The sequence below is a fragment of the Bradyrhizobium sp. USDA 4510 genome, from assembly GCF_054059095.1.
In genome coordinates, this window is the sequence record NZ_JBSSBT010000001.1 from 1,920,264 (window position 1) to 1,946,439 (window position 26,176).

Annotated in this window: 20 protein-coding genes; 11 read left to right on the top strand and 9 right to left on the bottom strand. The window is 65.1% G+C overall.

The genetic code is table 11. From position 1 onward, the window contains the following. Window positions 1-77: 77 nt before the first annotated feature. Window positions 78-701 (bottom strand): TetR/AcrR family transcriptional regulator, encoded by a 624-nt coding sequence (locus ACVMDN_RS08525; RefSeq protein ID WP_210262874.1) that lies wholly within the window; start codon window positions 699-701, stop codon window positions 78-80. 77 nt (window positions 702-778) lie between these two features. Here ACVMDN_RS08525 and ACVMDN_RS08530 point away from each other — a divergent pair, with 77 nt between their 5' ends. The 4 genes from ACVMDN_RS08530 to ACVMDN_RS08545 all read left to right on the top strand — a co-directional run bounded on the left by ACVMDN_RS08530 (window position 779) and on the right by ACVMDN_RS08545 (window position 5,663). Continuing rightward, entirely contained in the window at window positions 779-1,141 is a 363-nt protein-coding gene (locus tag ACVMDN_RS08530) for a darcynin family protein (RefSeq protein ID WP_016846500.1), read from the top strand. A gap of 611 nt (window positions 1,142-1,752) precedes the next feature. Beyond that, entirely contained in the window at window positions 1,753-3,495 is a 1,743-nt protein-coding gene (locus tag ACVMDN_RS08535) for an ABC transporter permease (RefSeq protein ID WP_050385128.1), read from the top strand. A 23-nt stretch (window positions 3,496-3,518) separates the two neighbouring features. Then, window positions 3,519-4,544: an ABC transporter substrate-binding protein gene (locus ACVMDN_RS08540; RefSeq protein ID WP_168857894.1), complete on the top strand. Its 1,026-nt coding sequence runs from the start codon at window positions 3,519-3,521 to the stop codon at window positions 4,542-4,544. 15 nt (window positions 4,545-4,559) lie between these two features. Further along, entirely contained in the window at window positions 4,560-5,663 is a 1,104-nt protein-coding gene (locus ACVMDN_RS08545) for an ABC transporter ATP-binding protein (RefSeq protein WP_456835345.1), read from the top strand. 232 nt (window positions 5,664-5,895) lie between these two features. On the opposite strand, the gene ACVMDN_RS08550 is transcribed toward ACVMDN_RS08545, so the two are convergent. Then, window positions 5,896-6,684 carry an IclR family transcriptional regulator gene (locus ACVMDN_RS08550; protein ID WP_456835344.1) on the bottom strand — a complete coding sequence of 263 codons (789 nt, stop codon included), beginning with the start codon at window positions 6,682-6,684 and terminating at the stop codon, window positions 5,896-5,898. A 123-nt stretch (window positions 6,685-6,807) separates the two neighbouring features. Between ACVMDN_RS08550 and ACVMDN_RS08555 the strand changes: the two genes are divergently transcribed. Then, entirely contained in the window at window positions 6,808-8,628 is a 1,821-nt protein-coding gene (locus ACVMDN_RS08555) for a flavin-containing monooxygenase (protein ID WP_456835343.1), read from the top strand. Window positions 8,629-8,677: 49 nt separating this feature from the next. Then, window positions 8,678-10,621 (top strand): alkyl/aryl-sulfatase, encoded by a 1,944-nt coding sequence (locus tag ACVMDN_RS08560; RefSeq protein ID WP_168857897.1) that lies wholly within the window; start codon window positions 8,678-8,680, stop codon window positions 10,619-10,621. 120 nt (window positions 10,622-10,741) lie between these two features. Here the strand turns inward: ACVMDN_RS08560 and ACVMDN_RS08565 are convergent, their stop codons facing one another. The 6 genes from ACVMDN_RS08565 to ACVMDN_RS08590 all read right to left on the bottom strand — a co-directional run bounded on the left by ACVMDN_RS08565 (window position 10,742) and on the right by ACVMDN_RS08590 (window position 16,694). Further along, complete coding sequence (locus tag ACVMDN_RS08565) at window positions 10,742-11,446, bottom strand: ABC transporter ATP-binding protein (protein WP_456835342.1); 705 nt, start codon at window positions 11,444-11,446, stop codon at window positions 10,742-10,744. After that, the gene (locus ACVMDN_RS08570; protein ID WP_076827049.1) at window positions 11,439-12,188 is read right to left on the bottom strand and encodes an ABC transporter ATP-binding protein; all 750 of its coding nucleotides are present in this window, start codon (window positions 12,186-12,188) and stop codon (window positions 11,439-11,441) included. Before ACVMDN_RS08570 ends, ACVMDN_RS08565 begins: the two co-directional genes overlap by 8 nt. A gap of 10 nt (window positions 12,189-12,198) precedes the next feature. Continuing rightward, on the bottom strand, window positions 12,199-13,185 hold the full coding sequence (locus tag ACVMDN_RS08575) for a branched-chain amino acid ABC transporter permease (RefSeq protein WP_168857899.1): 987 nt from the start codon (window positions 13,183-13,185) through the stop codon (window positions 12,199-12,201). After that, window positions 13,185-14,054 carry a branched-chain amino acid ABC transporter permease gene (locus ACVMDN_RS08580; RefSeq protein ID WP_028334343.1) on the bottom strand — a complete coding sequence of 290 codons (870 nt, stop codon included), beginning with the start codon at window positions 14,052-14,054 and terminating at the stop codon, window positions 13,185-13,187. Before ACVMDN_RS08580 ends, ACVMDN_RS08575 begins: the two co-directional genes overlap by 1 nt. 16 nt (window positions 14,055-14,070) lie before the next feature. Further along, the gene (locus ACVMDN_RS08585; protein ID WP_168857900.1) at window positions 14,071-15,324 is read right to left on the bottom strand and encodes an ABC transporter substrate-binding protein; all 1,254 of its coding nucleotides are present in this window, start codon (window positions 15,322-15,324) and stop codon (window positions 14,071-14,073) included. A 302-nt stretch (window positions 15,325-15,626) separates the two neighbouring features. After that, window positions 15,627-16,694: a glycosyltransferase family 4 protein gene (locus ACVMDN_RS08590; RefSeq protein ID WP_057017535.1), complete on the bottom strand. Its 1,068-nt coding sequence runs from the start codon at window positions 16,692-16,694 to the stop codon at window positions 15,627-15,629. A 313-nt stretch (window positions 16,695-17,007) separates the two neighbouring features. Between ACVMDN_RS08590 and ACVMDN_RS08595 the strand changes: the two genes are divergently transcribed. From ACVMDN_RS08595 to ACVMDN_RS08615, 5 genes are all read left to right on the top strand, one after another. Next, window positions 17,008-18,771 carry an ABC transporter ATP-binding protein gene (locus ACVMDN_RS08595; protein WP_076827043.1) on the top strand — a complete coding sequence of 588 codons (1,764 nt, stop codon included), beginning with the start codon at window positions 17,008-17,010 and terminating at the stop codon, window positions 18,769-18,771. An 84-nt stretch (window positions 18,772-18,855) separates the two neighbouring features. Then, on the top strand, window positions 18,856-21,057 hold the full coding sequence (locus ACVMDN_RS08600; protein WP_456835341.1) for an amylo-alpha-1,6-glucosidase: 2,202 nt from the start codon (window positions 18,856-18,858) through the stop codon (window positions 21,055-21,057). 60 nt (window positions 21,058-21,117) lie between these two features. Then, the gene (locus ACVMDN_RS08605) at window positions 21,118-21,705 is read left to right on the top strand and encodes a PRC-barrel domain-containing protein (protein ID WP_141340353.1); all 588 of its coding nucleotides are present in this window, start codon (window positions 21,118-21,120) and stop codon (window positions 21,703-21,705) included. Window positions 21,706-21,793: 88 nt separating this feature from the next. Then, window positions 21,794-23,032 (top strand): MFS transporter, encoded by a 1,239-nt coding sequence (locus ACVMDN_RS08610; protein ID WP_229190824.1) that lies wholly within the window; start codon window positions 21,794-21,796, stop codon window positions 23,030-23,032. Window positions 23,033-23,295: 263 nt separating this feature from the next. Next, window positions 23,296-24,927 (top strand): L,D-transpeptidase family protein, encoded by a 1,632-nt coding sequence (locus ACVMDN_RS08615; RefSeq protein WP_456835340.1) that lies wholly within the window; start codon window positions 23,296-23,298, stop codon window positions 24,925-24,927. A 111-nt stretch (window positions 24,928-25,038) separates the two neighbouring features. On the opposite strand, the gene ACVMDN_RS08620 is transcribed toward ACVMDN_RS08615, so the two are convergent. Continuing rightward, window positions 25,039-26,097: a class I SAM-dependent methyltransferase gene (locus tag ACVMDN_RS08620; RefSeq protein WP_057017529.1), complete on the bottom strand. Its 1,059-nt coding sequence runs from the start codon at window positions 26,095-26,097 to the stop codon at window positions 25,039-25,041. Between the last annotated feature and the right edge of the window lie 79 nt (window positions 26,098-26,176).

Here is a 26,176-nt window from a genome sequence, read left to right on the forward strand (position 1 = left end):
CCATGTACTACGCCGGCATCCCGTTCCCCAGCCGCGCCATTGCATGATGCGTATGCGAAGCGGCCTTGCCGGAAGCGTCAGAAGTCCCGCCGCGGACCGAACAGATATCCTTCGATGGCGCGCAGCACCCGGCGGCTGGCCGCAGCCTGCGAGAGGTCGTTTTGAAGCGCGTGGTCGACCATGGCGCGGCTGATCACGATCAGATCCTCGATGGCGTCATCGTCGACTGACCTTGCGATCTCACGACGATGCCGCGCCAGCAGGGCGGCGACCAGTTCCTTCAATTCGCCGGTCGCTGACGTGCCCAATGACGCCGGGCGCAGGCGATCCTCCTCGGCCTCCAGAATGCGATTGAGCCCGGCGCGCTCGGCATGCGCCTCGAGCTGGGCCCGAACGATCAGGCTGAGCGATACCGTCAGGCTCTTGCCCTCGGATGCCGCGACCGCATCCCGCACTTTCGCCAGCAGCGCGTCCTCGAACCTCGTGATCAAAGCCAGCGTCAGCGCGTCCTTGTTCGGGAAGTACTGGTACACCGAGCCGACGCTGATCCCGCCGCGCTCGGCGACCGCATTGGTGTTGTAGCCCTCGAGCCCGCCCGCTTCCAAAACGCGAGCCGCCGCTTCCAGAATCACCGCCACGGTTTCCCGCGAACGCTGCTGAAGCGGCTGTTTCCGGGCCTTGATGCGCCGCTTCGCCGGCATGAGGGGCATCTCCCAAAACGCGAGTTGTGGAATATGAGCAATTACTCACATTATGGCCGTGAAAGGAGAACCGATCAATGGTGACACTGCAAACGACCTCGTCCCCCGTGCTTCCCGAACACGAGGACGATCCGCACAGGTTTCATATCTTCGTCATGGTCAAGACCACGCGGCACTGGCTCGATCTGAAGACCGAGCAGCGTCTCGCCTTCCTGCATGAGGAGGTCATTCCCTTGCTCCGGCGTCGCCCGGAGCTGAAGGTGCGCTGGTTCGAGCCGGAGGCCTTCTCGACCAGGGCGACCGACGTCATGATCTGCGAGACCGATGACCTCTCGGCCTGGGCGTGGTTCTGCGACCACCTGCGCGAGACGAGGTTCTGGGACCACTATTTCGAAGTGCTCGACATCATGCCGGCGCTCGAAGGCAATTACCTTGCCTAGAATGCCGACGCCGGCCCGGACTGTTCCGGGCCGGCGTCACGGCAGCCTGTAGCGACGCAACTGCGTCCCATCCACATCTGTCATCGCCCGGCTCGATGTTCAGCCCGGACAGATCACTGACGGGTGTTCGGAGACATAGCTGACACATCAACATTGGCTGGATTGGTCCGATTCGGGAGGCCGTCCATGCCTTGGAGTGAGGTGTCAGTGATGGATCACCCGCTTTCGCTTGCGCGGGTGATGACACCGAGTGGCTGTTTTGGCATCTCGAATTCCGCCCCACCCGCATCGTCGTCCCGGCGCAGGCTGGGACCCATAACCACCGATGCTGCTTGTTGGGCGTGCTGGAACGACGAGTCCCGTTCAAGACATCCGCCGCGGAGTATGGGTCCCGGCCGTCGCCGGGACGACGGCGGTGGAGCAGCGTGCGAACGCGATCAATCGATTTCGTGTTCCCGCGGTGCGTCACAGAAGCGCGCCGAAGCGACTTTCGGATAGCTTGCGTCACAGTCGCGATCGACTACCCTTGGTATACAAGCAGGCCCGGCGTCAGATCGGGCCGCAAGAGGGAACGCGCATTGCACGGACAGGCCGACCGGCGCAGCGAAGCCATGCGAAGCGCCAGCGAGGGAACTCGCCGCCGCGCGTTCACCGGCCTCTGGGTCGCGGCATTGCTGGCGATCCTGACCTTCCTGGTCATCTATCCCGTCTTCATGCTGCTGCTCGGCGCGCTCACCGACACCAATCCGGTGGTCGACGGCATCCGTCTCAGCCTGAGCCATTTGTCGATCGCCAATTTCCTCGCCGTGCTGGCCAATCCGAACGTCGCCGAAGCGCTGCTCAACACGCTGATTGCCTGCGGCGGCGGCACGGTGATCGCGGTCGCGATAGGGCTCCTGTTCTCCTGGATCGTGGTGCGCACCAACACGCCGTTCAAGGGCTTCATCGCCGCGGCCAGCATCCTGCCGCTGTTCGCGCCGCCGCTGGTCGCGGGGGTGGCCTGGGCCATTCTCGGCTCGCCGAAGACCGGCTTGATCAATACGATGTTCAAGTGGATGGGCTCCGACCTGCGCGTCGATCTCTATTCGATGTGGGGCCTGGTGTTCGTGTTCGGCATCTACTACGCGCCATATGTCTACATGTTCACCTCGTCGGCGCTGCGCAACATGGACCCGAGCCTGGAGGAGGCCGCGGAGATCTCCGGCGCGAGCCCGGTCGCGACCCTGTTCACGGTGACGTTCCCGCTGATCATGCCGGCGATCGTCTCGGGCATGCTGCTGTCGTTCATCGTGATGCTCGGCATCTACGGCATCCCCGCCGTGCTCGGCGCGCCGACCAACCTGAACGTGCTCACCACTTACATCTTCAAGCTCACCAACTGGTCGCCGCCGCTCTACAACACCGCGGCTGCGGTCGCGATCATCCTGATGGTGGTCACGGGGCTCCTGGTCTATCTGCAGCAGAAATTGCTGAGCGGACGCAGCTATACCACCGTCGCGGGCAAGGCGTTCCGGCCGCGCAGCCTCGATCTCGGCCCATGGCGCTGGCTCACCTTCGCGATCGGGATCGTCTACCTCCTCATCGTCGTGGTGCTGCCGTCGCTGGCGCTGATCGTCGCGGCGTTCCGCAAGTTCATGTTCATCCGCGACGTCGCGAGCCTGTTCGACATGCGGCAATATTCGCTGACGCATTTCGAGAGCATCTTCGACAATCCGTTGACGATGCGCTCGATCTACAATGCGGTCGAGGTCGGCGTCATCACGGCCGTTGTCGGCGGCGCGCTCGCCTTTGCGATCGGCTACACCATCCATCGCACCCGCGTCAGCGGACGCGGCGCCATCGACCTGATCTCGACGCTGCCGGTCGCGATCCCCGGGCTGGTGGTCGGCGTCGCCTATCTCTGGGCCTGGATCGGCGTGCCGGGCGGGCTCTACGGCACGATCTGGATTCTCGCGCTGGCCTTCATTGCGCGCTTCATGCCGGACACCGTGAAGGCGCTGTCGACCTCGTTCCTGCAAATCCACCGCGAACTCGAGGAGGCCGCCTGGGTCTGCGGCAAGGGCATGCTCGGCACCATCAGGACGATCGTGTTGCCGCTGGCGCGGCCGGGGGTGCTGGCGTCGATGACGCTGCTGTTCGTGCTGGCGATCCGCGAGCTCGGCTCGTCGCTGTTCCTCTACACCAGCAACACCATGGTGATGTCGGTGCTGCTGCTCGACTATTATGAGGGCGGCAATATCGGCAAGACCGCGGCCTTCAGCCTGGTGCAGACCGTGCTGCTCGGTGTCCTGATCGGCGGCGCCAACTGGCTGTCGCGCGGATCGGCGCAGGGCAACGTGGCGCGGACCGGATAACAACGAATAAGGGGAGGATTGCGATGGATAGACGAACCTTCACCACACTGGCCTTTGCAAGCGTGGCGACGCTTGCATTGGCGCCTGCGGCACAGGCGCAGGAGTTCGGCTCGGCGGAGTTGATCGCGGCGGCCAAGTCCGAAGGCAAGCTCGTCTACTACACCGCGAACTTCGCCGAGATCGAGCAGCAGGTCATCAAGGCCTTCAATAAGCGCTTTCCCGAGATCAAGGTCGAGATGGTCCGGGCGCCCGGCGGCCAGCTGATCACCCGCGTGAAGACTGAGGCCGCGGCCGGCAAGCTGATCGCCGACGTCGTCGACCATTCCGACCGCGCGCTGATGCAGCCGCTGGAAGACCTGTTCCAGGATTACGCGCCGCCGAACGCGGCCGATTACGATCCGCACGCGCTGATCTCGCCGAAATACTGGCCGCGCGCGACGATCGCCTGGTCGATCGCCTACAACGCCGAGCTGGTGAAGGACCCGCCGAAATCCTGGATGGACCTGACCAAGCCGCAGTATGACAAATTGATCGGGCAGGTGTTCGCGCAGTCCGGCGGCACCACCTGGACGCGGATCATGTTCGAGCGCCAGGTGCTCGGCGAGGACTATTGGGCAAAGCAGGCCGCGACCCATCCGGTGCTGTATCCCTCCGGCGCGCCGACGGCCGATGCGCTGGTGCGCGGCGAGATCGCGATCGCGCCGCTGCTCTACAACGTGATCTACCAAAAGAAGAAGGACGGCGCGCCGATCGAGATCTTCTTTCCGCCCGAAGGCGCTCCGGTCAATCCCTACGCGACCGGCATTCCGAAGACGGCGGTCCATCCCAATGCAGCAAAGCTGTTCCTGAACTGGTGTCTGTCCAAGGAAGGACAGACCTTCATGATCAAGGAGCTTGGCAATCTCACATCCCTGAAGGCGCCGCCGGCATATCCGGAGGGGTTCGATCCAAAGGTGGTCAAGCTCTGGTATCCGAAGTTCGACGAGTATGTGAAGCTGCACGCGGCGTGGGTCGCGGACTGGGACAAGACGTTTGGCTACCGGCAATAGGCTGATGGTGCAGCGATGACGGCGACGCTCGAAGTCACCGATCTCAGGAAGCAATTCTCGATCGGCCGCCCGGCCATCGACGGCGTCAGCTTTGGCGTGCCGGCCGGCGAGATCGTGGTGCTGCTGGGGCCGTCCGGCTGTGGCAAGACCACGACGCTGCGCTGCGTCGCCGGGCTCGAGCATCCGACCGGTGGCGAGATCAGCATTTCCGGGCGGGTGGTCTCCTCGCCGGCAAGCGGCATCCTCGTGCCGCCGCGTTCGCGCGATCTCGGCATGGTGTTCCAGTCCTATGCGGTGTGGCCGCATATGACGGTGCGGCAGAACGTGATCTATCCGCTGAAGCACCGCAAGCTCGGGCGCACCGATGCTGCCCGCATGGTCGAGGAGGCGCTGGCGCTGGTCGGACTGTCCGACTATGCCGACCGGCCGGTGGTGGCGCTGTCGGGCGGCCAGATGCAGCGCGTCGCGCTGGCGCGCAGCATGGTGTACCGGCCGCAACTCCTCCTGCTCGACGAGCCGCTGTCGAACCTCGATGCCAAACTGCGTCTGCGGCTGCGCGACGACCTTCGCGTCATCCTCAAGCAGACCGGGATGACCGCGCTCTACGTCACCCATGACCAGGCCGAGGCGGTCGTGCTCGGCGACCGGATCGGGGTGATGCGCGACGGCAAGCTGCTGCAGATGGACACGCCCGACGTGATCTACAACCGTCCGGCCGATCTGTTCGTCGCCAATTTCACCGGCGCCACCAACGAGCTCGCGGGCACGCTCGTCACATGCAATGGCCGCTATGGCGTGGTCGATTTCGGTGACGGCCGGCAGGGGGAGGTCGCGCTGTGCCAGGCGCTCAAGCCCGACGAGAAAGTGCGGATCGCGCTGCGGCCCGAGAACATCGCGATCGGCCGGCCCGACGGCGCCAACACGTTCTCGGCAAAGGTGCTCGACCGCAGATATCAGGGCACCCAGACCGCCTACGGCATCGAGCTGTTCGGCAAACGGCTGGAAGCGATCGAGCTCGGCACCGCCGCGCGCCATCAGGTCGGCGTCGAGGCACAGGTCGCGTTGCCGCGCGAATGCCTGTGGGCCTATCGCGACAGCGGGCCGGCATCGCATGATTAGAGCGTGGTATTGTCGCGTCGAGTGGCGAAGGGCTGGGCTCCCTCGCCCCGCTCTTCGCGGGGAGAGGGGGGGGGGGGAGGGGCTGCTTCCGCGAATACAGTGATAGTTGCGTTTGCGGAGGCTCCCCCTCACCCGGAACCCATCTAACGATGCGTTCCGCACGCGGGGGCGAGGTGAAGCGGCGGCCGTCGCGTGGCGCGATGGCAGGCAGCCTGTGCCGCCAGCGCGCCGCCTAACCTTCCTCCACCAGCGCGCGGATGCTGCGGGCGAGTCCGAGGATGCGCGGACCGCATTCGCGCTCGATCTGCTCGGCGCTGAAGCGGAAGGAGGGGACGCCGCAATTGACCGACAGGCATTCGCCGGTCGGCGTCCGATAGAGCGGGGCGGCGACGCCGAAGATCTCGCGCCGCCATTCGCCCAGCGAGACGGCAAAGCCGCGCTCGCGGCACAATTCGATGTCGGGCAAGGTGCGCTTCTGCACGTAATCGAATTCGTCGGGGCGCTCGGCCTTGACGCGCGCGACATAGGCGCCGAGCTCGTCCTCGGTGAACAGCGACAGCAGGGCGCGCCCCACCGCGGTCGGCGCCAGCGTGCTGACAAAGCCGACGTCGGGCACGTGCGGCGCCGTATCCGTCGTGCGCAGCGTCTCGACATAGATGAAGTCGATCCCGAACGGCATCGCGATCGACACCGTGCCGCCGGCATAGGTCGCGAAGTCGCGCATCAGCGGACGTGCCAGTTGACGCACCTTCAGCGCGGACAACACAGGATAGGCGGCGGCGAGCGCACCCAGCCCGAGCACGAAGCGGCCCTTGGTGTCGCGCCTGAGATAACCGAGCTGCTCGAGCGTGTAGGTCAGCCGCGACACCGTCGGCCGCGACAGGCCGGTATGCAACGCGAGTTCGGCGTTCGACAGCGAGCCGGGATGACGGCGAAACGCCGCCAGTACATCGAGCCCATGCGCAAGGGTGGTCGCAAAGGACGGGGCCGCCTGAGTCTCGGCAGGGGAAGATGCTATCATACGGAATATTGGTCGCAGATGGCCTGATTTGTCAATATATCGGAATGAATTTGCAAATCGTGTCGATATCGGTTTATCTGCCGGGAATAAGGACAAGGAACCGCTGGAGCGAGGCGACTCCCGATGACGATGACCGAGCAAGCCCGAGACGCAAAGCCCGCCGCGATCGACAAGGAGAGGCTGCGCCTGAAGTATCAGGAGGAGCGCAACAAGCGGCTGCGTCCCGACGGCAATGACCAGTATCTCCAGATCAAGGGCCAGCTCGCGCATTATCTCGACGATCCCTACACGCCGGTCGTTGAGCGCGCGCCGAAGACCGATCACGTCACCTTCGCCTTTATCGGCGGCGGCTTCGCCGGGCTCGCCACCGCGGCGCGGCTGACCGAGGCCGGGCTCACGGACGTCCGCATTGTCGAGAAGGGCGGCGATTTCGGCGGCACCTGGTACTGGAACCGGTATCCCGGCGCGCAGTGCGATACGGCGTCGATGGTCTACATGCCGCTGCTCGAAGAGACCGGCCACATGCCGTCCGAGAAATACGCGCATGCGCCGGAGATCCTCGCGCACTGCCAGCGGATCGGGAGGCAATTCAATCTCTACGACAATGCGCTGTTCCACACCGAGGTGACGAGCCTCGATTGGGACGCGGCGCAATCGCGCTGGATCATCCGCACCACGCGGGGCGACGCGTTCACCGCGCAATATGTCGGCATCGGCACCGGCCCGCTGCACGTGCCGAAGCTGCCCGGCATTCCCGGCATCGAGCGCTTCAAGGGCCACTCGTTCCACACCAGCCGCTGGGATTACGACTACACCGGCGGTGACCCCAAGGGCGCGCTGATGGAGAAGCTGGCCGACAAGCGCGTCGGCATCATCGGCACCGGCGCGACCTCGGTGCAATGCATTCCGCACCTCGCGCGCGCCTGCAAGGAGCTCTACGTATTCCAGCGTACGCCATCGTCGGTCGATGTGCGCGGCAACGAGCCGATCGATCCCGACTGGTTTGCCGAGATCGCGACGCCGGGCTGGCAACAGCGCTGGCTGGAGAATTTCACCGCCAACCAGGCCGGCGGATCGGCCGAGGAGGATCTGGTGCAGGACGGCTGGACCGACCTGTCGAAGCGGATCCGCGCCAAGATCATGCTGCTGCCGCGCGAGCAGCGAAGCGTGGAGAACATGCGGGCCGCGTTCGAGGATTCTGACTTCGAGAAGATGGAGGAAATCCGCAACCGGGTCGACACCATCGTCCGCGATGCCGACACTGCCAGGAATCTCAAGGCCTGGTACGGCCAGCTCTGCAAGCGGCCATGCTTCCACGACGCCTATCTGCAGGCGTTCAATACGCCGGGCGCCCATCTGGTCGATACCGACGGCAAGGGCGTCGATGAGATCACCGAGAACGGAATCGTCGTTGCGGGCAAGGAGTATCAGCTCGACTGCATCATCTATGCGTCCGGCTTTGAGGTCGGTACCGAGTACAAGCGGCGCGCGGGCTTCGATCTGACCGGCCGCGACGGCATCAAGCTATCGGAGCACTGGGCCGAGGGCATGCGTACCAAGCACGGCATCCACGTGCACGGCTTCCCCAACGTGTTCTTCGTGCAGCCGACCCAGGGCGCCAATCTGATCTCCAACGTGCCACACAATCTGACCGAAGCGGCGCGCACCATCGCGCTGATGGTCGGCCACGCGCAGGACAACGGCTTCATGGAAATCGAGGTCAGCAAGGAAGCCGAGGATCGCTGGGTCGAACTGCTGCTGACTGGCGTCGGCCGGATGATCGGCGGGCCGGATTGCACGCCCGGCTACTACAACAATGAGGGCCGTGAGCCCGGTCCCGCGGCCAAGCTCAGTGTCGGCCATCCCTCGGGCGCGCTGGCCTACTTCAAATATATCGACGGCTGGCGCCGTAGCGGCCAGTTCGAGGGCGTGCAATTCCGCTGAGGGAAGCGCGATCGGAACCGATTTCCGCCAATCGAGGGAGTGCTTGAGTATGGCCCAGACAACCGCAAGCGAAACGTCGCACGAAAGTCCGAAGGCGGCATCCGCGCCGGTCATCGCGCAGCACGCGGCGACGCTGAAGGCGCTGCCGTTCGCCGACACCAGGGACTTCGACGACGCCGCGCGCGGCTTTCTCGGCACCATCGAGAACGCACGCGTCACCTCGGCCCAGGGCAGGGCGGTCTGGAGTCTCGAGCCCTACGGATTCCTGTCCGAGGAGAAAGCGCCCGCGACCGTCGATCCGAGCCTGTGGCGGCAGTCGCGGCTCAACATGCATCACGGCCTGTTCGAGGTGGTGCCGGGTGTCTACCAGGTGCGCGGCCTCGACATCGCCAACATGACCCTGATCGAGGGCGACACGGCCGTCATCGTGGTCGACACGCTGACCTCGATCGAGGGCGCGCGCGCCGCGATGGAATTGTACTTCCGGCACCGCGGCAAGCGGCCGGTCGCCGCCGTCATCTTCACCCACACCCACACCGACCATTGGGGCGGCGCCCGCGGTGTGCTCGACGACGCTATGCTGGCGACGGGCGTGCCGATCATCGCGCCGAACCTCTTCATGGAGCATGCGGTCTCCGAGAACATCATCGCGGGGCCGGCGATGCTGCGCCGTGCGCAATACCAGTTCGGGCCGTTCCTCGCCAAGGGCGTGCGCGGCCATGTCGACTGCGGCCTCGGCAAGACTATGGCGGCGGGCGGCGTGGCGCTGCTGCGGCCGACCGATTTGATCATCGCGACCGGCGACAAGCGCGTGATCGACGGCGTCGAGTTCGAATTCCAGATGGCGCCGAACAGCGAGGCGCCGGCGGAGATGCATTTCTTCATCCCGCGCTACAAGCTCCTGAATCTTGCGGAGAACTGCACGCACAATTTCCACAATCTGCTGCCGTTCCGCGGCGCGGATGTGCGCGATGCGCTGGCCTGGTCGAAATATCTCGGCGAGGCGTTGCAGATGTGGGGCGGCAAGGCGGAAGCGATGTGCGGCCAGCACCACTGGCCGGTGTGGGGGCGGGAGCGGATCGACAGCATGATCCGCGAGCAGCGCGACCTCTACAAATACGCGCACGACCAGACCATCCGTCTGATGAACCATGGGCTCAATGCAGCCGAGATCGCCGAGACGATCCGCCTGCCGCAGAGCCTGGAGGGCGCCTGGCACGGCCGCGGCTATTACGGCCACATCAGGCACAATGTGAAGGCGATCTACCAGAAATATCTCGGCTGGTACGATGCCAATCCGGTCAACCTCGATCCGCTGCCGCCGGTCGAGGCCGGCAAGAAATATGTCGAGTATATGGGCGGCGCCGACGCGATCCTGAAACGCGCCGCGGCGGATTTTGCCAAGGGCGAATTCCGTTTCGTGGCGCAGGCCGTCAGCCATCTCGTGTTCGCCGAGCCTGATAATCAGGCCGCGCGCTCGCTCCTCGCCGACACGTTCGAGCAGCTCGGCTATGCCGCGGAAAGCTCGACCTGGCGCAACGCCTATCTGTTCGGTGCGCAGGAGCTGCGGCAGGGCATGCCGAAGACGCCGCCGCGCTCGCCGATGCCGCGCGAGACGCTGGCTGCGCTGCGCACCGAGCAGCTTTGGGACGTGCTCGGCATCCGCCTCAACGGCCCCAAGGCCGAAGGCAAGCGCATCGTGCTGAACTGGAGCTTTACCGATACCGGCGAGACCTTCGTGCTCAATCTCGAGAATTCAGCCCTGACCTACGTTAGGGGTGCGCAGGCGGCCGATGCGCAGGCGAGCTTCACGCTGGCGCGCAGCGTGCTGGACGAGGTCATCGCCAAGCTGACCACTTTCCCGGACGCCGTCGATGCCGGCAGGATCAAGACATCCGGCGAGCTGCAGCGGCTCGATGAATTGATGGCGCTGATGGACGAATTCCCGCGGATGTTCGAGATCGTCGAGCCGAAGCGGACGGCGGTGACGTGACGAAGTCGTTCCGGGGCGATGCGAAGCATCGAACCCGGAATCTCGAGATTCCGGGTCTGGTCCTTCGGACCATCCCGGAATGACGTGGCACTTAACTTACGCACTGAGTTGGCAAGTATCTCAAATCCCGAGATACGCCGCCTGCACCTGCTTGTTGCCCGCGAGCTCGGCGCTGCTGCCTTGCATGATCACATTGCCGCTTTCCAGCACGTAGGCCCGCTGCACCAGCGACAGCGCGCGGCTGACATTCTGCTCGACCAGCAGGATCGCGGTGCCCATCTTGTGGATCTCGCCGATCTTCTCGAAGGTGACGTCGGTCATCACAGGCGCGAGGCCCAGCGAGGGCTCGTCCAGCATCAACAGGCGCGGCTTCAGCATCAGGCCGCGGCCGACCGCGAGCATCTGCTGCTCGCCGCCGCTCATGGTGCCGGCGAACTGTTTCCTGCGGTCGGCGAGCCGCGGGAAGATACTGTAAACGAGCTCCATCGTGCGCGCGCGATCCGCCCTGGCCTTCGGCGTGTAGGCGCCGATCTCGAGATTCTCCTGCACCGTCATTTCCGGGAACACCTGGCGGCCTTCCGGCACATGCGCGATGCCGAGCTCGGGGATCCGGTAGGGCGGCAGCGTGGCGAGGTCGACGCCGTCGAACGTGACCTTGCCGCCGAACAGCTTGACGAGGCCGGAGACGGCGCGCAGCGTCGTGCTCTTGCCGGCACCGTTGGCACCTAACAGGCCGACGGCTTCGCCCTCGCCAATGGAGATGCTGACATCGGTGATGGCAGGGACCGAGCCGTAGCTGGCGCTGACGCGCGAGAGCTCAAGCATGGGCGTCTCCCTGCGCCGGCGGATGCACATAGGAGCCGAGATAGGCGCGGATCACTTCCGGATTCTCCACGATCTCCTTCGGCGCGCCCTCGGCGATCTTCTGGCCGTGGTCGAGCACCACGATGTGGCGAGCCACCGCCATGATCGCGCGCATCACATGCTCGACGATCACGATGGTGAGGCCGCTGGCGGAGAGCTTCTTCACCAGCGCCACCGCCTGGTCGATCTCGGCCGGGTTGAGTCCGGCCATCACCTCGTCGAGCAGCAGGATCTTTGGCTGCGTTGCCAGCGCGCGGGCCATTTCCAGCCGGCGCTGGTCGATGGTGGTGAGGTCCTTGGCCGGGGTCTGCTCTTTGACGGAGAGGCCGACGAACTCGATCGCCTCGAGCGCCTTGTTGCGCGCGGCCGCGATATGCCGGTCGCGCAGGAACGCGCCGGTCATCACATTGGCGAGCACGGTCATCGCGCCGAACGGCTTTGCCACCTGGAAGGTGCGGGCAAGGCCCAGCGCGCAGACATCATGCGGCTTGAGCCCCACGATCTCGTGACCGAAGGCGAGCACCGAGCCGGAATCCGGCCGATGAAATCCCGTGATCAAATGAAAGCTCGTGGTCTTGCCGGCGCCGTTCGGCCCGATCAGCGCGACCGTCTCGTTCTCCTGCACCGTGAAGCTGACGTCCTGCACGGCGCGCAGGCCGCCAAAGCGCTTGCTGAGACCCTTGATGACGAGTGCTTCTGCCATCGCGACGACCTCAGGCGCGCGCCGGCTTGCGCCGGGCGGTGCGGTGATAGATGTCGGTCGCGAACCCGATCAGTCCGGTCGGCCGCCACAGGATGACAGCCATCAGGATCAGGCTGTAGACCGTGAGCTGGATGCCGCCGACCGAGCTGCCGAGCCAGCTTTGCAGCAGCGCCGACGTGGTCTCCAGCAGCACGGTGCCGATCACCGGTCCCCACAGCGTGCCGATGCCGCCGACGATCGACACCAGCGCCGCCTCGATCGAGACGTTGAAGCTGAACGCGGTCGCGGGATCGATGAAGTAGATGTATTGCGTGTAGAAGGTGCCGGCGAGCGCGGTCAGGAACGCGCTGATCATGTAGATGTCGCGCTTGACCTTCGGCGCGTTGACACCGACCGCCTCGGCGGCGTCCTCATCCTCGCCGATCGCGACGAGATAGTAGCCGATCCAGGATTTCTCGATTCTGTAGGTGATCCACAGCCCGACCACGAGCAGGCCGAGCACGACGTAATAGTACGACGACTTTTCCTCGAACTGCATCATCAACGGCGCACTGCCGAGGTTCGGGATCGTGGTGCCTTCGGCGCCCCAGGCGAAGTCGCGGAACTTGAGGAAGATCAGCATCAGCACCTGGGCTGTCGCGATGGTGGCGATGGTGAAATAGGGACCGCGCAGGCGGAAGCAGAGCCAGCCGATCGGCAGGCTTGCGAGCATCGCGACCACGCCGCCCGCGATCATCCCGATCCAGGGCGAGATGCCGTAGTTCACCTGCATGATGGTGGAGGTGTAGGCGCCGAGCCCGAAATAGGCGGCGTGGCCGAGCGACAGCTGCTTGGCGTAGCCGCCCATCAGGTTCCAGGCGACGCCGATGAAGGAGAACAGCAGGATGCGGATGAAGATGTCGATCGCGAACGATGAGGTGACGAGCTGGGGCAAGGCGAGCATGACGACCGCCCCGATCGCGAGCCACAGCCATTTGAAGTTGCTGGACGTCTGCATCACCGGCCCCTCCTGGCGCCGAGCCCGCTCGGCCTGAACGCGAGCGTCAGCAGCAGCAGCGCGAACACCACGATCAAGCCGGAATCGGCGCCGACGAACTGGATGCCGAGCGATTCCGCGACGCCCATCATCAGGCTTGCGATCAGCGCGCCCATCACATTGCCGAGCGTGCCCATCACGACCGCGACGAACGCCATCAGCACGAACACCTGGCCGACGAATGGATAGGCTGAATAGAACGGCATCAGCAGCGAGCCGGCGGCGCCCGCGAGCGCCAGCGCGGTGCCGAACGCGACCGCGAACACGCGGTTCGGATTGATCCCCATCAGCATCGCGACGTCGCGGTTCTGCGATGCGGCGCGCATCGCGCGGCCGAGATCGGTGGTGTGCAGGAATACCCACAGCAGCCCGCTTAGCGCCATCGCGACCGCGAAGGCGATCAGTTTCGCCACCGGGATGTACAGCCCGCCGATATGCCACGCCGCATCCGAATAGGACGTGTGGACTGTGCGGTAATTGGCGCTGAACAACATCAGCGAGAGATTGAGCAGCAACAGCGACAGCGCGAAGGTCAGGAAGATCTGCGGCATGTCGTTCGGCCCCAGCACCCTGCGGATCAGGAAATGCTGGATCAGGACGCCGGCGAGGAACAGCACCGGCATCGAGACCACGAGCGAGACCAGTGGATCGATGCCGAACTGGGTGGCGAGGAAGAACGAGATATACATCCCGATCATCACGAACTCGCCCTGGGCGAAGTTGACGATCTTGACCACGCCGAAGATCAGCGTGACGCCGATGCTGACAAGCGCGTAGATGCCGCCGATGAGCAGGCCGTTGATCACGGCCTGGGCCAGTGTCTCCCACATGCGATGCGACCGCGGTTCAGGTCTTCATCAGCGGGGCGCGGGCGTCTTCCTTCGGGAAGACGCTGACGAGATCGGTGTTTTGCCACTGCACGCCGACCGGGCGGCCGTAGACGTTCTTGCCGTCCGGCCCGAACTTCACCTTGCCGCCCGGCGCCATCGCAGCAAAGCCCGAGGAAACATCGAGCGTCGAGAGCGCCTCGCGCACCTTCTTGGGATCGGCGGAGGCGGCGCGCTCCAGCGCGTCGGCCAGCATGAAGGTCTGCGCGACCAGGCCGCCGGCATATTCGAACGCGAACTCGCCGGTGCGCTTCTTGAATTCGACATTCACCTTCTGCGCGTCGTCGCTGACGTCGTGGTTCCAGTGCGCAACGCCCTGCAGCCCCTCGGCGGCATTGCCGACATTCTTGTAGAAGTCCGGCATCACGAAGCCGCCGGAGCCGCCGTTGATCGCGATGTTGAGCCCGACCTGCTTTACGGTGCGCACGATCAGGATGAGGTCGTTGAGATAGGACAGCGAGAACAGCGTGTTGGCGCCGGAGGCCTTGACCTTGTTGATCAGCGGGCTCGCGTCGGTGAAGCCGGCCGAGTAGGGCTCGAACATCACGATCTCGACGCCTTCGCCCGGCGCCAGCTCCTTCAGCCCGTTCGAGGTCGAGGTGCCGAACGCGGTGTTCTCGAAGATTACGGCGACCTTGGCCTGCTCGCTGACCAGCTTGGCCATCTGCAGCTGCGCCTTGGCAAACTGCGAAGCGCGCGCGAACGGCGTGAAGGTGTAGGTGCGTCCCTTGTTGAGCTGATCGGAGCTCGATCCGGTGATGATCGGGACCTTCGCCCGTTCGCAGACTTCGCTCGCGATCAAGGTCAGCGCGCTGGCATAGCAGCCGTGGATCGCCGACAGCTTGTTGCCCGTGATCAGGCGGTCGGTCTCGGTGCGCGTCACCGTGGTGTCGCTCTGCACGTCCGAGACGATGAGGTTGAGCTTGGCGCCGCCGAGCGACTTGATGCCGCCGGCCTCGTTGACCATGTCGACCGCGAGCTTGGCCGCAGCCACGCAGCCGACGCCGATCTGCGCCATGCTGCCGGTGGTCGGATAGAGCGCGCCGATGTTGATCGGATCGGCCGCCCAGCCGCGCAGCGGAACGGCGCCGAACGCGCCTGCCGCCAGCACGCCGCCGGTCTTGGCGAGGAATTTGCGGCGGTTCAGCTTGTTTTGTGAGGCTCTGGTCGGTGCGGCATTATTAATGGCCGACGGCTTGCGGTCCCCTGTCATAACGTTCCCCCTGCGCGATCTCGGCACGGTTGCTCCGTCCGCTCGCTTATTATTTTTTGCTCAAGCGCGGCGCATAAGAGCACGTAATTTGGCATTCGCAAAGGCGATATCAGCCGAACTGATGGGGAAACCTGTCATCGCTGGTGCGTCGCAGCAATCGTGCGACGCGGGCATGCGTAGTGTTTTGCTGCGTGAGAGTTGCCGCCGCTCACGACGGTATTATTGACAATCGAACGACCCGACGGACCGGCACGGATGGTGCCGGCCGGCCCGCCGGATCATTCGATCGGCCGCTGCAACTGCTACTCTGCGCTGGCCACCAGCTTGAAGCGCGGCTCGGCTTCCATCAGGCCGCGGAAGGCGGCGAGATAGTCGAGCGCCATGCGCCGCGCGGTGAAGCGGGTCTCGAACTGCTTGCGGATCGCGTCGCGATTGAGCGTTCCTAGGCGGCCGACGGAGGAGATCGCACTGATCTCGTCCTCGACGATGAAGCCGGTCAGGCCATCCTCGATGATCTCCGGCACCGAGCCGCGGTTATAGGCGATGACGGGCGTGCCGCAGGCCATCGCTTCGATCATCACGAGGCCGAACGGCTCCGGCCAGTCGATCGGAACCAGGAGCCCGATCGCGCCGCTGAGAAAATCCGGCTTCTCGCGGTCGCTGATTTCGCCGATGAACTCGACCAACGGGTTGCTGGTGATCAGCGGCTTGATCAACTCATCGTAATATTCCTGGTCGGCACGATCGACCTTAGCCGCGATCCTCAGCGGAATGCCGCAGCGGGTTGCGATCTTGATCGCGCGATCGACGCCTTTCTCCGGCGCGATGCGCCCGAGTACCGCGAGATAGGACGGCTTCGCCGGTTGCGGCGTCAGCAGATTCTCCGGTAGGCCGTGATGGATGGTGCGCACCCAATGCGCCTGCGGCACCGGCCGCCGCTGCGCGTTGGAGATCGAGATCACCGGAATCTTCGAGAAGGTGTTGAAGACCGGCTGATGCTCCGGCAGGTCGAGCCGTCCGTGCAAGGTGGTGACGAACGGCGTCGGCTGCCGCGCGAACAGCGACCACGGATAATAGTCGAGATGGCAGTGCAGGAAGTCGAACTCCTCGTCGTCGGCCTTCTGCCGCACGCGTTCCAGCATCACCATGTGGAGCGCATTGGGATCGCGGACCGAGCCGTCGAGCCGCAGTGCCTTCGGCCAGGTCGCATCGAGCTTCGCGGAGGTTTGAGAATCGCCACTGGCGAACAACGTCACGTCATGTCCAAGTGTTACAAGTTCTTCGGTCAGCCAGTGCACGACCCGTTCGGTGCCGCCGTAGAGCTTGGGGGGAACAGCCTCCGTCAGCGGGGCAACCTGCGCGATGCGCATCTCTCCGTCTCCTGTTTGTAATGTGGAATGAACTACCCTCAGCCCTCAGATGGCACCGACATGCCAAAGACGGGAACGTTCTCGCACGTGCGAGGTTCCTTAGATGTGGGAGATCTGCCGCTTCTTTCTTCCATCACACTGTGGTCTTGCTGATGCCATCACGCTCCAACACGGTTTTGCCTATGCCAGCGTTGCAAAATTGTTGCGCAGTGATGGCTGCATCAAGGAATCCCACCGCCGCCCTTCACGTCATCGTGCGCGAGAGCTTCGACTAGAATTTTCTCGTTCACCTTCAACAGCTTTGCAGGACGTCATGGACCATCTGTCAGGATACGCGCATCGTCCGTTTCCCTTTGTGTTGCGCTATCTGCGCCGGCGTCTGCCGTCGCATGTTGTGATTTTGTCAGCCGTTGTTGCGGCGGTTGCCTGCTCGGTAGGCACGCAATACGGCGTGAAGAATCTGGTCGATGCGCTGTCGGCAGGGCCGTCGGCCGCGAACGGCGTATGGCTGGCATTCGCTCTGCTCATGTCACTGATTGCAGCTGACAACTTCCTGTGGCGGATCGCGAGCTGGACCGCGAGCTACACCTTTGTCAGCGTCACCGGCGATCTTCGCCGCGACATGTTCCGCCATCTCACCGGCCACGCGCCGAGCTATTTCACGGACCGGCTGCCGGGCATGCTGACCAGCCGGATCACGGCGACCTCGAACGCGGTGTTCACCGTCGAGAATATGTTCGTATGGAACGTGTTGCCGCCCTGCATCGCGACCTTCGCGGCGATCGCCCTGGTTGGAACAGTCAGCGTGACAATGTCAGCAGTGCTGATCCTGATCGCCGGAACCATGGTGGTGGCCATGTTCCGCATCGCCGCCGCCGGCCGGCCGCTGCATGACGATTTCGCCAACAGGGCGGCCGCCGTGGACGGCGAAATGGTCGACGTCATCAACAACCTGCCGCTGGTACGCGCGTTCTGCGGCCTCGGCTATGAGCACGAACGCTTCGATGCGACCGTCAATCGGGAACTCGTCGCGCGTGGCCGTTCCCTGCGCTACCTCGAGAAGCTTCGTCTCATTCACGCCGGCGTGACCGTCATCCTGACCATCGCGATGCTGGCCTGGGCGCTCAGCCTCTGGCAGCAGGGCGCGGCGACCACCGGCGACGTCGTGCTGGTCTGCACGCTCGGCATCTCGATCCTCAGCGCCACCCGCGATCTCGCGGTCGCGCTGGTCGACGTCACCCAGCATGTCGCGCGGCTGACCGAGGCGCTGGCGACGCTGCTGCAGCCGCACGAGCTGAAGGACCATCCGGAGGCCGAGGCGCTGGTGAAGAGCGGCGCCGCGATCGCCTTCAACAACGTCTCGTTCCGCTATCCCGGCGGCCTGCAGGTGTTCGAGCGCTTCAGCCTGCGCATCCAGCCCGGCCAGCGGGTCGGCCTGGTCGGCCACTCCGGCGGCGGCAAGTCAACACTGTTTACCCTTCTGCAGCGCTTCTACGACGTCGAGCAGGGCAACATCACCGTCGACGGCCAGGACATCTCGCGCGTCACGCAGCAAAGCCTGCGCGCCGCAATCTCGGTGGTGCCGCAGGATATCTCGCTGTTCCACCGTTCGATCCTGGAGAACATCCGCTACGGCCGGCCGGACGCCACCGACGACGAGGTGCTGCGGGCGGCGATCGCGGCGCGCTGCGACTTCATCGAAACTTTGCCCGAGGGCATGAACACCATCGTCGGCGATCGCGGCGTCAAGGTCTCCGGCGGCCAGCGCCAGCGCATCGCGATCGCGCGCGCCTTCCTGAAGGATGCGCCGATCCTGCTGCTCGACGAGGCCACCGCGGCGCTCGATGCCGACTCCGAGGAGGCGATCCGCGAGGCGTTGTCGCGGCTGATGCGCGGGCGTACCGTGGTCGCGATCGCGCACCGCCTCGCGACGTTGCGCAGCTTCGACCGCGTGCTTGTGCTGCAGGGCGGCCGGATCGTCGAGGACGGTCCGCCCGATATCCTCGTGAAGGGAAGGGGCCCCTACCGCGACCTGGTCGCGCGTGAAATGGGCCGACTTTCCACCAGCGCGGCCTGACCCCGCGTCGTCAAGTGCGTTTGTGCGTTCCGGTGCGTTCGTTCGAACCAGGATACGGGCCAAGCAAAGTCGCCAGAGGTTCAGATGGCAGCTGACGTCGTTACGCAGATCATCACCGCTCGCATCACGGAGCACGTCGCCGAATCGCCGTTCTACATTCCGATGACCGGGCCCGCGGCGCGGCCGCGGCGCTCGCTCAAGCATGACGACACCTTCATCGTGCTCGACAGCCATGGCGACATCGGCGCCTCGGCCGGCGGGCCGGACGGCCTGTTCAACGCCGACACCCGCTACCTGGCGCGGCTGGAAATGGTGCTGGAGGACGTGCAGCCGCTCCTGCTCGGCTCCAACATGCGCGACGACAATTCGGCGCTGACGGTCGACCTTACCAATTCCGACGTCTATCGCGACGACCGCCTCACGCTGCCGAAGGACACGCTGCATATCGTGCGCTCGATCTTTCTGTGGCGCGGCACGGCCTATCAGCGCATCGGCCTGCAGAATCACGGCGATCATGCCGCAAGCTTCGATCTCACGCTGCTGTTCGACAATGACTTTGCCGATCTGTTCGAAGTGCGCGGCGAGCGCCGGCCGCGGCGGGGCATCGGCTCGAGCAAGCTGCTCGGCCCGACCGACGTGGTGCTGGAATATTGCGGCCTCGACGAGCAGACGCGGATCACCGCGCTGCATTTCGATCCGCGGCCGACGCGGCTGTCGGTCAACGCGGCGACCTATCATTTCGATCTCGAGCCGGGGCAGGTCACGTCGCTGTTCGTCGCGGTCTCCTGCAACAAGCCGATCATGCAGAAGCCGGTGCCGTTCTTCCGCGGCCTGCTGGCGCATCGCCGCGAGATGCGGACTTCGTCGGCCGGCGCAGCCAGCATCGAGACCTCGAACAACATCTTCAACGAGGTGCTGTGCCAGGCGATGGCCGACCTCAACATGCTGATGACCGAGACGCCGCAGGGCCGTTACCCCTATGCCGGCATTCCCTGGTATTCGACGACGTTCGGCCGCGACGGGCTGATCACCGCGTTGCAGATGCTGTGGGTCGATCCACGGATCGCCAAGGGCGTGCTGAAGCGGCTCGCGCTGTTCCAGGCCAAGGCGGTCGATCCGCTGGCCGATGCCGCGCCAGGCAAGATCCTGCACGAGATGCGCGGCGGCGAGATGGCCGCGCTTCGTGAGGTGCCGTTCGCGCATTATTATGGCAGCGTCGATTCGACTCCGCTGTTCGTGCTGCTCGCCGGGCTCTATCTGGAGCGCACCGGCGATTTGGAGACGCTGCGCGAGCTGTGGCCCGCGGTCGAGGCCGGCTTGCAATGGATCGACGGCCCGGGCGATCCCGACCGTGACGGCTTCGTCGAATATCAGCGCGCCACCGAGGAGGGGCTGCGCAATCAAGGCTGGAAGGATTCGTTCGACGCCATCTTCCACGCCGACGGAACGCTTGCCGAGGGCAATATCGCGCTCGCGGAAGTGCAGGGCTACGTGTTTGCCGGCAAGCAGCTTGCCGCGCGCGCGGCGCGCAAGCTCGGCTTTGCCGACAAGGCTGCGAAGCTGGAAGCCGAGGCCGAGCGGCTGCGCGAGCGGTTCGAGGAAGCATTCTGGTGCGAGGAGCTCGGCACCTATGCGGTCGCGCTCGACGGCGCCAAGCAGCCCTGCAAGGTGCGCACGTCGAATGCCGGCCAGGCATTGTTTTCCGGTATGGTGCGGGAAGACCGCGCGCGGCGGGTCGCCGCCGATCTGATGAGCCAGAAGTTCTTCTCGGGCTGGGGCATCCGCACCGTCGCCGCGGGCGAAGTGCGCTACAACCCGATGTCCTATCACGACGGCTCGATCTGGCCGCATGACAATGCGCTGATCGCGCTCGGATTTGCCCGCTACGGCCTCAAGCATTCGGTCGCGCATCTGTTCAAGGGCCTGTTCGACGCCGCGAGCTATATGGAACTGCGGCGGCTGCCGGAATTGTTCTGCGGCTTCCGCCGCGAGCGCCGGCGCGGCCCGGTGCTCTATCCCGTGGCCTGTGCACCGCAGGCCTGGGCGAGCGCGACGCCGTTCACGCTGCTGGAGGCGGCGCTCGGCCTCGAGTTCGACACCGCGCGCGGCGAGATTAGGTTGCGCGATCCGCGGCTGCCGGAGTTCCTCAACGACGTGGTGCTGCGCGACCTTAGACTCGGCGCTTCCAGCGTCGATCTGAGGCTGCGCCGCCATGACGACGAGGTGTCGCTCGAAGTGTTGCGCACGCGCGGCCAGATCCAGGTGTCTATCGTGCTGACGCATTGAGCGTCGTCGCGCGGCATGCGTGCGCCGGGAAATCGCGGGGAGGGTAACATGCGTCCGAGGATGATGATGATGCTGGTCGCAGCGGCGCTGCTGGCATGCGCGGGTGTCCGGGCCGCCGACGACGAAGCGCCGGCGCCTGCACCATCGCCGCCGGCCGTGCAGGCGCCGCCAGCAACGCCAGCAACTCCTGCGCCGCCGGCAGCCCAGGCGCCGCCAGCAGCCTCTGCGACGCCGAAGGAGCAGGCGAAGGAGCCCTCAAAGGAATCGTCCAAGGAACCGTCCAAGGAACCGTCGCCGCCGCCGTCGGTGACCGTGATCGGTGCTCGCGATGCGCACGGCATTCTCGGGCGCGACGTTCGCAGTTCCGCCAATGAGAACATGGGCCGTATCGTCGACGTCATTGTCGACCGCGACGGCAAGGTCCGCGCCGCAGTGATCGATTTCGGCGGCTTCCTCGGCGTCGGCAGCCGCAAGATCGTGGTCGATTGGAACGCGCTGCGTTTCGCCGGTGTTTCCAGCAAGAGCGACAGCATCACGCTGGACCTCAACAAGCAGCAGGTGAGCGCTGCGCCCGAGTACAAGGAAGATACGCCGCTGATCGTGCTGGGCGCGGCGGGAAGCCTGCATCCATGGGATTACGAACATTAGGGGGGTAGAGCTGGTCGCGCGTCCGAACTCTTCTTTAGAGACGGTTGGCGACGATCGTGGCGAGCGATCAGCCGGCAGCACCAACGTTGTGTCAATTGTCCCCGATCAGCCCACTCCGGAGGAACCGCGCGGGCCGTCGCGGGAAAGCCAGCGCGGCCTCGACTGGTTCATCTTCTTCCTGGCCGACGTGCAGACCGGCTTCGGCCCGTTCGTCGCGGTCTATCTGACGACGCAGAAATGGACCCAGGTCGAGATCGGCTTCGTGCTCTCGATCGGCGGCATTATCGGACTCTTGGGCCAGATGCCCGGCGGAGCGATCGTCGATGCGGCGCGCTCCGAGCGGGTCGTTGCGGGCTGTGCGGTGGCCGCGATTGGCGCCAGCGCGTTGGCCTACGCGCTCTGGCCGATCTTTCCCGTGGTGACGCTCGCCGCGACGCTGCACGCGCTCGCGAGCTGCGTGCTCGGTCCGGCGATCGCCGCGATCAGCCTCGGCCTGGTCGGGCCGCTTGCGATCGGCGAGCGGCTCGGCCGCAATGCGCGCTTCGCCTCGCTCGGCAGCGGCTCGGCCGCAGCACTGATGGGCGCCTGCGGCTATCTGCTGTCGAGCCGCTCGGTGTTCCTCGTCACCTTCATCCTGGCGATCCCGACGCTGTTGTCGCTGGCCCGGATCCGCGAGCGCGAGATCGACATCGCGCAGGCCCATGGCGAGGTGAAACGGGAAGTCCCCGACAAGCGCGCCACCAGCGTCGTCGGCCTGGTGCGGCAGCGGCCGCTCTTGATCTTCGCCGGCGCGATGATGCTGTTCCAGCTCGCCAATGCCGCGATGCTGCCCCTGATGGCGGGCGTGGTGACGACCCGGTCGAGCCAATGGGCGCCGGTTCTGATCGCGGCCTGCATCATTGTGCCGCAGGCGATCGTCGCGCTTTCCTCGCCGTCGGTCGGCCGCAAGGCCCAGGCCTGGGGGCGGCGGCCGCTGTTGTTGATCGCATTCGCCGCGCTAGCGATCCGCGGCCTGTTGTTCGCGACGGTGCGTGACCCCTATGTGCTGGTCATGGTGCAGATTTTCGACGGCATCACCGCGGCGATCTTCAGCGTAATGGTGCCGCTGATCGTGGCCGACATCGCCTTCGGCAGCGGCCATTTCAACCTGGCGCAGGGCATTGTCGGCACCGCGGTCGGCATTGGCGCGTCGCTCAGCACGGTGCTGGCCGGCTATGTCAGCGACAAGCTCGGCAGCAGCACGGCCTTCATGGGCCTCGCCGGGATCGCCGCATTCGGGCTGTTCGTGATCTGGCTGGTGATGCCGGAGACGCGGCGGACGGCATGATGGCAGGGCGCAACCGCGGCACCATTGGCCGCCACCGACCAGACTGGGATACGGCTACCGGTCGGTTTTGCTGCGCGGCACCCTTTCTCCTGCATGTGCCGTCATATATGAGTGAATACATAAGTGATTTGCTGCTGGAACGAGTCCGATGGTCCCCAGGAGCGAGTTCGCGCGTTGGACCGTGGCGGCGATTAATCAATCCAAAATCGCGGTCTGGTACGGGATTGACGGAGCGCGGGCAGGCATTTCGACCGAGGAGCGGCATGGTACATCGAACGACGACGGCGCAAACCACCGGAGCGATGCGGCGTTGGGGCCAACCCGCCTTTGTGACTTTCGCAGCGATGGTCACACTTGCGTCACTGACCGGTGGCGTCGCGGCGAAAGAGCAGCGTCCCGCGGCAGCCGTCGAGGCGACCGCGCCGCGCACCGCTGGCGAGCCGATCATGGCGATCGTGTCGATCAAGGCCCAGAAGGTGACGCTCTACGACGCCGAGGGCTGGATCTACCGTGCGCCGGTCTCGAGCGGCGTCAAGGGACGCGAGACGCCGGCCGGCGTCTTTGCGCTGATCGAGAAGGACAAGGACCACCACTCGACCCTGTATGACGATGCCTGGATGCCCAACATGCAGCGCATCACCTGGAACGGCATCGCGCTGCATGGCGGGCCGCTGCCGGGATATGCGGCCTCGCACGGCTGCGTCCGGATGCCCTACGATTTTGCCGAGAAGCTGTTCGACAAGACCCGGATCGGGATGCGGGTGATCATCGCGCCGAACGACCCGGCCCCGGTCGATTTCACCCATCCGGCGCTGTTCGTGCCGAACGCGCAAGCCATTGCGGCAGCTCCGGCGCGCGCCGAGAAGCTCAGCCGCGAGGCCACGGATGCCGCCAAGGCAGCCGACGAGGCGAAGAAGGCTTCGATAGCCGCGACCAAGGAGGCCGCACTGTTCACACCGCCGTCGCTGCGCAAATTGCAACAGATCAAGACCCGTGCCGATGCTGCGGTTGCGTTGGCCGACAAGACGCTCGCCGCGGCCAAGACCGACCAGGCCAAGGCGCGCGCCGAGGATCTGAAGCAGAAGGCGGTGGCCAAGGCCGCGGAAGCGACCACGCAGTTCGAGGCCGCCCAGGGCGACGCCAAGCCGAAGCTCGACGCCGCAGCCGCCGCCAAGGACGCCACCAAGGCGGCCGAGACCAGGAAAGCCGATACCCAGAAGGCGGCGACCGAGGCGAAGCTCGCGCTGGAGCCGGTGTCCGTCTACATCAGCCGCGCGACGCAGAAGCTTTACGTTCGGCGCAACACCCACAAGCCGTGGGCTGATGGCGGCGAAGTGTTCGACTCGAGCATCGAGGTTCCAGTCACGATTCGCGATCCGGACAAACCGATCGGCACGCACATCTACACGGCGATGGCACGCAACGACGCGGGCGGTCTGCGCTGGACCGAGGTGTCGATCGACGACGGCGACAGCGCCAGGAACGCGCTCGACCGCATCACCATCCCGCAGGATGTGCTGGATCGCATCGCGCCGACCGCCGTTGCGCGCTCTTCGATCATCATCTCGGACGAGCCATTGAGCGCCGAGACCAACTATCGCACCGAATTCGTCGCCGTTCTGAGCAACCAGCCTCAGGGCGGTTTCATCACGCGCAAGCCGACCCGGCCCATGATGACCGACGACATGGTTGCGAGCAGAGACGACGACGGTTTCGGCTTCTTCTATCAGCGCAGCTGGAATCCCCAATCGGGCACCCAATACGGTACTCCGTATGGCAGTCCCCAATACAGCAATCCTCAGTACGGCAATCCCCAGATTTACGGTAATCCGCAAGCGGCCAATCCGCGCCGGCGCGGCGGCCAGTACTTCTGGCAATCGCAACAGGACTGGTAGCGGGGCGTCGAGGACGCAGGCCGCAACGAGCGGCCGGGGCGTGAGATCAGCATTGCAGCGTTGGGCGGCGGCGTGATGTCGCCGCCCAATCGCATTGTGCGGTTGCCCGTCTTACGGGCGAGCTTCCAGGATCAGGTTGAACGGCGTTTCCGCGGCGCGGCGGAACCGCGAGAAGCCGCCCTGGCGCGCCACCTCGCGCAGTCTTGCCTCTCCGGCCTGCGCGCCGAGCGCGAGCCCGACCTCCTGGTCCAGCGACGCCGGCGTGCAGATCATCGTCGAGGCGGCGTAGTAGACGCGCCCGATCGGATTGAGGTTGTCCTCCAGCCGGTCGTTGGCGAACGGCTCGATCAGCATGCAGGTGCCGTCGTCGGCGAGGGTGGAGCGGGTATGCTTGAGGGCGCCGACCGGATCGCCCATGTCGTGCAGGCAGTCGAAGAAGCACACCAGGTCATAGCCCTTGGCCGGGAATGTCTTGGCGGAATGCGTTTCGAAATGAACGCGGTCCGACAATCCCGCCTCCCGCGCGGACTTCCGCGCCGCCTCGATCGAGCCCTCGTGATAATCGAAGCCGTAGAAGGTTGATTTTGGAAACGCCTCCGCCATCAATCGCGTCGAGACGCCGTGCCCGCAGCCGACGTCGGCGACGACGGCGCCTTTCTTCAGCTTGTCGACGACGCCCTCGAGCGCCGGCAGCCATTCCTGCACCAGATAGTGCTTGTAGCTGGTGCGGAAGAAGCGGGCGGTGCCGCAGAACAGGCACTCGCTGCGCCTGTTCCAGCCGACGCCTTTGCCGGTCTTGAAGGCGTCGGTAATTTTTGGCTCATCGAGAAAGGTCGCGCCGACCAGGCTTCCGACGGCGCCGAGGAAGACCGGGCTGTCCTCGTCGGCCAGCGCGAGCGCCTGCTCGGGCAGCATCGAGAATTTTCCGGATGCCTTGTCGTACTCGATGTAGCCGGAGGCCGCCTGCGCCGACAGCCACTCCTGGATGTAGCGCTCGGCCGTTCCCGTTGCCTTGGCCAAGGCCGCGGCATTCATCGGCCCGCCCTGCGCGAGGGCCCTGTACAGCCCGAGCTTGTCGCCCAGCAGCATCAACGAGGCATTCATCGCCGCGCCGACATCGCCGATCATCTTTCCCATGAATGAATTGAGGCGCTCTTCGTTGACGTCCATGATGTTCCTCCATCGCAATCGCGTTTGGCCAAAAGTCATCATTCGCAATTTCACGCATGCGTCGTCGTCCAGCCGTGTG

Coding starts and splice junctions, on each gene's coding strand:
- ACVMDN_RS08605 (WP_141340353.1), top strand. CDS start 21,118: ATGATGATGATGCTGGTCGCAGCGGCGCTGCTGGCATGCGCGGGTGTC.
- ACVMDN_RS08550 (WP_456835344.1), bottom strand. CDS start 6,684: ATGATAGCATCTTCCCCTGCCGAGACTCAGGCGGCCCCGTCCTTTGCG.
- ACVMDN_RS08595 (WP_076827043.1), top strand. CDS start 17,008: ATGGACCATCTGTCAGGATACGCGCATCGTCCGTTTCCCTTTGTGTTG.
- ACVMDN_RS08525 (WP_210262874.1), bottom strand. CDS start 701: ATGCCGGCGAAGCGGCGCATCAAGGCCCGGAAACAGCCGCTTCAGCAG.
- ACVMDN_RS08600 (WP_456835341.1), top strand. CDS start 18,856: ATGGCAGCTGACGTCGTTACGCAGATCATCACCGCTCGCATCACGGAG.
- ACVMDN_RS08615 (WP_456835340.1), top strand. CDS start 23,296: ATGGTACATCGAACGACGACGGCGCAAACCACCGGAGCGATGCGGCGT.
- ACVMDN_RS08530 (WP_016846500.1), top strand. CDS start 779: ATGGTGACACTGCAAACGACCTCGTCCCCCGTGCTTCCCGAACACGAG.
- ACVMDN_RS08570 (WP_076827049.1), bottom strand. CDS start 12,188: ATGGCAGAAGCACTCGTCATCAAGGGTCTCAGCAAGCGCTTTGGCGGC.
- ACVMDN_RS08580 (WP_028334343.1), bottom strand. CDS start 14,054: ATGTGGGAGACACTGGCCCAGGCCGTGATCAACGGCCTGCTCATCGGC.
- ACVMDN_RS08555 (WP_456835343.1), top strand. CDS start 6,808: ATGACGATGACCGAGCAAGCCCGAGACGCAAAGCCCGCCGCGATCGAC.
- ACVMDN_RS08575 (WP_168857899.1), bottom strand. CDS start 13,185: ATGCAGACGTCCAGCAACTTCAAATGGCTGTGGCTCGCGATCGGGGCG.
- ACVMDN_RS08620 (WP_057017529.1), bottom strand. CDS start 26,097: ATGGACGTCAACGAAGAGCGCCTCAATTCATTCATGGGAAAGATGATC.
- ACVMDN_RS08540 (WP_168857894.1), top strand. CDS start 3,519: ATGGATAGACGAACCTTCACCACACTGGCCTTTGCAAGCGTGGCGACG.
- ACVMDN_RS08585 (WP_168857900.1), bottom strand. CDS start 15,324: ATGACAGGGGACCGCAAGCCGTCGGCCATTAATAATGCCGCACCGACC.
- ACVMDN_RS08590 (WP_057017535.1), bottom strand. CDS start 16,694: ATGCGCATCGCGCAGGTTGCCCCGCTGACGGAGGCTGTTCCCCCCAAG.
- ACVMDN_RS08560 (WP_168857897.1), top strand. CDS start 8,678: ATGGCCCAGACAACCGCAAGCGAAACGTCGCACGAAAGTCCGAAGGCG.
- ACVMDN_RS08565 (WP_456835342.1), bottom strand. CDS start 11,446: ATGCTTGAGCTCTCGCGCGTCAGCGCCAGCTACGGCTCGGTCCCTGCC.
- ACVMDN_RS08535 (WP_050385128.1), top strand. CDS start 1,753: ATGCGAAGCGCCAGCGAGGGAACTCGCCGCCGCGCGTTCACCGGCCTC.
- ACVMDN_RS08545 (WP_456835345.1), top strand. CDS start 4,560: ATGACGGCGACGCTCGAAGTCACCGATCTCAGGAAGCAATTCTCGATC.